The 5,985-nt window shown below is 63.5% G+C and carries 6 protein-coding genes; all 6 read right to left on the bottom strand.

From position 1 onward, the window contains the following. A partial coding sequence (locus EN932_RS26770; protein WP_128369179.1) for an aconitase X occupies window positions 1-1,234 on the bottom strand: 1,234 nt, incomplete at its 3' end. A 70-nt stretch (window positions 1,235-1,304) separates the two neighbouring features. After that, a complete protein-coding gene (locus tag EN932_RS26765) occupies window positions 1,305-2,369 on the bottom strand; it encodes an ABC transporter ATP-binding protein (protein ID WP_127366982.1) in 1,065 nt (354 codons plus the stop codon). Beyond that, the gene (locus tag EN932_RS26760; RefSeq protein WP_127369618.1) at window positions 2,369-3,157 is read right to left on the bottom strand and encodes an ABC transporter permease; all 789 of its coding nucleotides are present in this window, start codon (window positions 3,155-3,157) and stop codon (window positions 2,369-2,371) included. Before EN932_RS26760 ends, EN932_RS26765 begins: the two co-directional genes overlap by 1 nt. Further along, entirely contained in the window at window positions 3,157-4,020 is an 864-nt protein-coding gene (locus EN932_RS26755) for an ABC transporter permease (RefSeq protein ID WP_013530806.1), read from the bottom strand. The genes EN932_RS26760 and EN932_RS26755 overlap by 1 nt, the downstream gene beginning before the upstream one ends. A gap of 64 nt (window positions 4,021-4,084) precedes the next feature. Further along, window positions 4,085-5,146: an ABC transporter substrate-binding protein gene (locus EN932_RS26750; RefSeq protein ID WP_013530805.1), complete on the bottom strand. Its 1,062-nt coding sequence runs from the start codon at window positions 5,144-5,146 to the stop codon at window positions 4,085-4,087. 57 nt (window positions 5,147-5,203) lie between these two features. After that, on the bottom strand, window positions 5,204-5,985 hold a 782-nt coding region (locus EN932_RS26745), incomplete at its 5' end, for a PfkB family carbohydrate kinase (RefSeq protein WP_128369178.1).

The following is a 5,985-nucleotide window of genomic DNA, read 5'->3' as shown; positions in this document are numbered from 1 at the left end:
CAACATGCCCGGCCGCAGCAGAGCGGATGCAATCCCGCATCTCGGCGAAGGCGACGGACACACCGATATTGCCGGGTGCGTAGTGCGCCCATTTGCCGGAATTGGTCATCACCACGCCATCGAGGCGTTCCAGGATCGATGTGACATAGGTGCAGGTATCGGCGACCGGGATCAGGCCGAACGCCTCCATACCGGCCAGCGCGCCCTCCTCCTGCAATCGCGTCAGCGTCGCGCGGCCGGTGTTGACATAGATCGGAATGCGCCTACCCGGTGCTGCCTCGCGCAGCAACGGCAACAGTCGCATCCATTCCTCATGCGAAAAATGCGGCGTGCCGAGCGACACGGCCGCCAGCGGCGCGCCATCCGGCACGCTCGATAGCCTGGCCAGCGCATGGTCGATATCGGCACGGGTAATGCGGATCGTCTCGTCAGGCGCATGACCCTGGAACGCCTCATCGAGCGTCATCGCTTCCGGCGTGATGCCGACCGCATGGAACAGCGCCACAGCACCGGTCGTTGCCGCCGCCGCCCCCAGCGCCTTCAGCTGATCCTCGTCGCGCGGTTGCGGCAGGCCGGCAATCACCGGAATGCGGTCGCCGCTCGCCTGCCCGATGACAAGTCCGATGCCGACGAACAGGCTGTCGCTCGGCTCGGGGTCGGCAAAGGCCAGTTCGAACAAGATCCGGCCGCGCCGGTTCTCGCTCAGATGCAGCCCCCAGGCCGGCGCACGTCCGGTCATGGCGCAGCACAGATCGATGAAATCGCCATAGCGGTTGGTGCGCGCGCCGATCACCGAATTGGCAAAGACGATGGCGTTGGATTCCCCCCAGGCGATCTGTTGGCCAAAGCTTGGCCGGAACCGCGTCTGGTAAGGCGCGCAAGTGAAAGTCGCCTGGCAGCCGAGCTCCAGATGCGCTTTCATCAGCCGGCGCGCCGGCACCTCTTCCGCCGCCGGCATTTTCACCATGCCGGGATGGATGAGATCGAACGAACCGACATTGAGCGTCGTCGGCACCTGCACGCGGCCACCGCCTTCGACCAGCCGCTCGACGAAGTCGAGACCGGCCTTGCCGTGGTAGAGACAGCCGTCGATATGGGCGCCGGCAATGTCGAGCAGGCTGCCCGCGCCGATCGCGTTGGAAAAGGCGACCAGGATTTTCATGGCAGCAGCCGCTGACAGGCCATGCTCGCCGTCGAGCATGGATCGGTCGCGTGCAGTCAGTTCCAGGGTCATCGGTATGCTCCGGGTCGTGCCCGTCTATGCTGTCCCTGATTGCGGACGGTCTGGCAAGACCCGGTGAGGATCAGTTCGCCGCGATCAACACCGTGCTTTCAGGCGACCAGCGCAGCACGACATCCTGACCTTCTGCCAGCCGTTCCATGCCGGTATTCTGCACAATCACTTTCAACGTCTGACCAGCACGCTCGACGAAATAGGTGCTGTTGCTACCGGCGAAGATGCGCTTGGAAACCTGTCCCTTGAGCATGTTGGCGTTGCCATCCGGTGCTCCGGCATCCCTGGCGATGCGGATGCGTTCGGGCCGCACGGCGCAGCTCGCCCTGGCGCCGGCGGCAAGCTTGGCACCCACACCAGCGGCAATCGCCGTTCCGTCCGCAAGCCTGATGCCATCGCCCGTGCTGTCGCCGCGAAAAATGTTGGCGTCGCCGAGGAAGGTGGCGGCGAACTCGCTCTTCGGCCTGTCATAGATCTCCTCCGGCGGCCCCTCCTGCACCAGCCTGCCGTCGCGCAATATGCCGATGCGGTCGCTCATCGTCAGCGCTTCTTCCTGGTCGTGCGTGACGAAGATGGTGGTGATGCCGATCTCGCGCTGGATGCGCTTGAGCTCGATCTGCATATCGACGCGCAGCGCCTTGTCGAGCGCGCCGAGCGGCTCGTCGAGCAGCAGCACGCGCGGCTTGGTGACGATAGCGCGGGCGAGAGCCACACGCTGCCGCTGCCCGCCGGAGAGTTGGTGCGGCCGGCGGCCACCAAGCTTGCCGAGCTGCACCAGATCGAGCGCGCGCTGCACCTCCGTTGCAATCACCGCCTTGGCCTCGCCGCGCACCGACAGGCCGAAGGCGACATTGTCGGCGACGCTCATATTGGGAAACAGCGCATAGTTCTGGAACACCATGCCGATGCGCCGCTTTTCGACCGGCACCCGCTCGACGCTCTCGCCGCCGATGGTGATGCGGCCCGAATCGGGAAAATCGAAACCGGCAATCTGGCGCAGCAGCGTGGTCTTGCCGCTGCCCGACGGCCCCAGCAGCGCGTAGAATCCGCCATCGGCGAAATCGATGGAGACATTGTCCAGCGCCTTGTGTGCGCCGAAACTGCGCGAGACATCAGATACCTGCACGCCGGCCATTATTTCTCTCCGCCGAATTTGAAGAACCGCGCCGTGAGCAGCATCAGCGCCATCGACACGACAATGATGATCGTCGAGACCGCATTGATCTCGGGCGTGAATCCTTTGCGGATCGCGGCGTAGATTTCCACCGGCAGCGTCGTCTGCCCAGGCGTCGCCAGGAAATAGGACACCACGAACTGGTCGAACGACACTGCAAACGCAAACAGCCCTCCGGCAATGACGCCTGGCATGATCCAAGGCAGCGTGACGCGCCTCGTTACCTGCCACTGGTTGGCGCCGAGCGAGCGTGCCGCCTCTTCCAGCTCCGGCGCGAAGGTCTGCAGCCGGGCCGAGACGACGACGATGACATAGGGCAGCGCCAGTGCGACATGGCCAAGCAGGATCGCATGCAGCCCGCGACCGATGCCGACGCCGAAAAAGAAGATCAGCATCGCCGTGCCGGTGATCAGCCACGGAATGGCGATCGGCGGAAACAACAGCGCCTGCAGGAATTTCTTGCCGCGAAACTCATAGCGATAGAGCGCCAGCGATGCCGCCGAGCCGAGCACGACACAGATGACGGTGGTGATGACGGCGATCTCGACGCTGTTCCAGGTGGCGGCGATCAGCTGGTCGTTCTGCCACAGCGAAGCGTACCATTCGGTCGTCCATTCGAACGGCAATTGGTAGAAGGGCGAGACGTTGAACGACATCAGCGCCATGATGATGATCGGCAGATAGAGGAAGGCGAGCAGCAGACCGATGTAGAAGCGGCCAAGCCATTCGAGGACGGGGGTCGTCGCCATCACGCGGCCCTCCGCAGCACCGGCGACGCCACCGCCAGGATGACCAGCACCACGGCCAGCAGGATGAAGGAAAGCGCGGCACCGAGCGGCCAGTTGAACACGGCGACGAACTGGTCCTCGATGACCGTGCCGTAGAAGGTGCCGGTGCGACCGCCGAGGATGCGCGGCTCCATGAACGAGCCGACGACGGGGACGAAGATCAGGGCCGCACCCGCGACCAATCCGGGCATCGACAGCGGGATGATCACCCGCTTCAGCACCTGTAGCCGTGAAGCGCCAAGCGAACGCCCGGCCTCAATCAGGGAGTCATCGATCGCCTGCAGCGTGAGATAGCAGGTCAGCACCATGTAAGGCACGTAGGAATGCACCAGCCCGATGATGACGGCTGGATAGGAATACATCAGGTCGATGTTGATCTTGAACGGCAGCACGGCGTTGAGCGCGGTGTCGAGAATGCCGCCCTCGCGCAAAACCATCGCCCAGGAAAAGATGCGCACCAGCCCGTTCGACCAGAACGGCAAGATGACGAGCAGGAAGATCGCCTCGCGGCTGCGCCCCTTCAGCACTTTGGCGAGCACGTAAGCGGCGGGATAGCCGATGACGACGCACCACAGCGTCACTTCGAGGCCAAGCCGCAGCGAGGCCAGCAGCAGTGTCAGATAGAGGCTTTGCGAGAAGAAGGTGGCATAGTTGCCAAGGGTGAATGTCCACGGCTTTCCCGACAGCGGCAGCTCGGTCATGAACGAGAAAAAGACCATGGCCGAGAGCGGCAGGAAGATCGCCACCGTCAGCCAGAGATAGGCTGGCGCCAGCAGCGGCAATGCCGATCTCAGCCCGCTTCGCGACGCTGTCGCAGCTGCCATGATACCCTCCCCCAGGATTGAAACGCCAGCCGGCGCGAACCGCCGGCTGGCCGGGATGTTGGCTCTATTTCACGTCGACCTTCAACTGCTGCCACAGCGCCAGATAGGCTTCGCGCTGGGCATCGGTGATCGGCGCCTGGAACTGGATGCGTTTGGCCACCTCGGGGTCGCCCATGACCTTGCGGTTGAAGGCATCCTCGGGCAGCGCTTCCACCGCCTTGGTGTTGGCGGAGACAGGAGCACCGACCTTGGTGACCCATTCGACGTAGAATTTCGGGTCGATCATGTAGTTGATGAAAGCCTCGGCGCCGGCGACGTTCTTGGCGCCGACCGGAATGGAAAACGCGTCGAGCCAGGCGACGGCACCCTCCTGCGGCACGACCAGAGAGACCGGCAATTTGAAATGCGTCTTGGCGCGATCGGCCGAGCCGCTCCAGTAGGTGCCGATGTCGATCTGGTTGGAGGCGACCATCTGGTTCCAGTCGTTCTCCGAACTCCAGAAGGTCTTGATCTGCGGCATCAGCGAGGTGAGCTTCGCCTTGACCGCATCCATATCCTTGATGTCGTTGATGTTCTGGCCCGTTGCGATGGCGCCGAACTGCACCGCTTCGACGGCATCGTCGCGAATGACGACGCGGCCCTTATGGGCGGCATCCCACATCTCGGCGATGCTCGTCGGCGGCTTGTCGAAGGATTTGTCGTTGATCGCGAGCGCGGTGAGGCCCCACACCCACGGCACGCCATAGACCTTGCCGTCATGGACGAGCATCGGCGATCCCGCCTTGTCCTTGCTGATGTCGGCGTAGTTCGGCAATTTGGAGACGTCGATCGGCTGGATCAGTTTGCCGTCCATCGCCTGGTCGTTGAAGGCGGCATTGATCATGACCACGTCGTAGAGACCGGGATTGGTCCGGATCTTGGTCAGCATTTCCTGTTCGGAATTGAAGAAGTCGTTGACGACCTTGTTGCCGGTCGCTTTTTCGAAAGCCTCCACCGCCCATGGTTCGTCGGCGCCGTATCCCTTCCAGTTGAGCACATGCACTTCGTCAGCCTTGGCGGCGAACGCGAGTGCGGAGGTAAAGACGGCAGTCGCCGTCAGCAGAGCAGTCAAGTCGGGCATGCGCATGGTTGGTTCCTCTCTGTGGGTTTGCCCGGTTCCCGGGCTTGTCAGGCTTTCCAGCTGTTATGCATTGGCCTTCTGTGTCCGGCCTGCTCCCGACGGATCGGCGGCATGGCTCAGGAATGTCTGGATTTGGTGGTCGGTCGGCGCCGACGAGCCGCCATGGCGGGTGACCGATATGGCCGCTGCCGCATTGGCATAGCGCGCTGCCTCGAAGGGCGGGATGCCGCGCGCCAGCGCGCTGACGAAAGCACCGATATGGGTGTCGCCGGCGCCATTGGTGTCGATGGCGGTGACCTTGAAGCCGGCAACGGTCTGCGCCGTGCCGTCGGCCAACCTGATATGGCAACCCTTTGCCCCGGAGCGGATGACCACGCCCGCTGCTTTCGGGCAGTGGTCGCCCAGCAGCCGTACCGCGAGGCCCTCGACATCGCCTGGGCCGGCAATCTCGGCGGCTTCCGTCGTGTTGCAGCTCAGCCATGTGGTGCGGGCAAGCACCCGCGACAGGATGGGACGCGGAATGTCCGTGATGACCGGCGTCGGGTCGAAGACGAAGGGAATACCTGTCGGCAGCGCCTCGATCCAATCAGTGAGCGCATCGCGACTCTTGGGGTAGCTCAGCGTGTAGCCGGAGGTGAACACCCAGTCACCCGGTGCCACCGCGACCGGCGCCATCATGTCGAGGCTGAGAACGCTCTCCGCACCAGGCCACGACACGAAGGTGCGTTCGGCGTCGCTCGAAATCATGGCGACGCAGTTGCCGCTGTCCATCACGGGCGATGGCGGCGTCAGTGTCTCGATACCCTCGGCTATGAACGCAGCGCGCAGGAAATCGCCATTGGGCC

This window comes from Mesorhizobium sp. M7A.F.Ca.US.002.01.1.1, from assembly GCF_004022955.1.
GTDB lineage: Bacteria > Pseudomonadota > Alphaproteobacteria > Rhizobiales > Rhizobiaceae > Mesorhizobium > Mesorhizobium ciceri.
The sequence above is the reverse complement of the archived record's forward strand: the minus strand, read 5'-3'. Positions and strand labels throughout refer to the sequence as shown.

Excerpts from the sequence above, each read along its gene's own strand:
- EN932_RS26765 (WP_127366982.1), bottom strand. The coding sequence starts at position 2,369 with ATGGCCGGCGTGCAGGTATCTGATGTCTCGCGCAGTTTCGGCGCACAC.
- EN932_RS26760 (WP_127369618.1), bottom strand. The coding sequence starts at position 3,157 with ATGGCGACGACCCCCGTCCTCGAATGGCTTGGCCGCTTCTACATCGGT.
- EN932_RS26755 (WP_013530806.1), bottom strand. The coding sequence starts at position 4,020 with ATGGCAGCTGCGACAGCGTCGCGAAGCGGGCTGAGATCGGCATTGCCG.
- EN932_RS26750 (WP_013530805.1), bottom strand. The coding sequence starts at position 5,146 with ATGCGCATGCCCGACTTGACTGCTCTGCTGACGGCGACTGCCGTCTTT.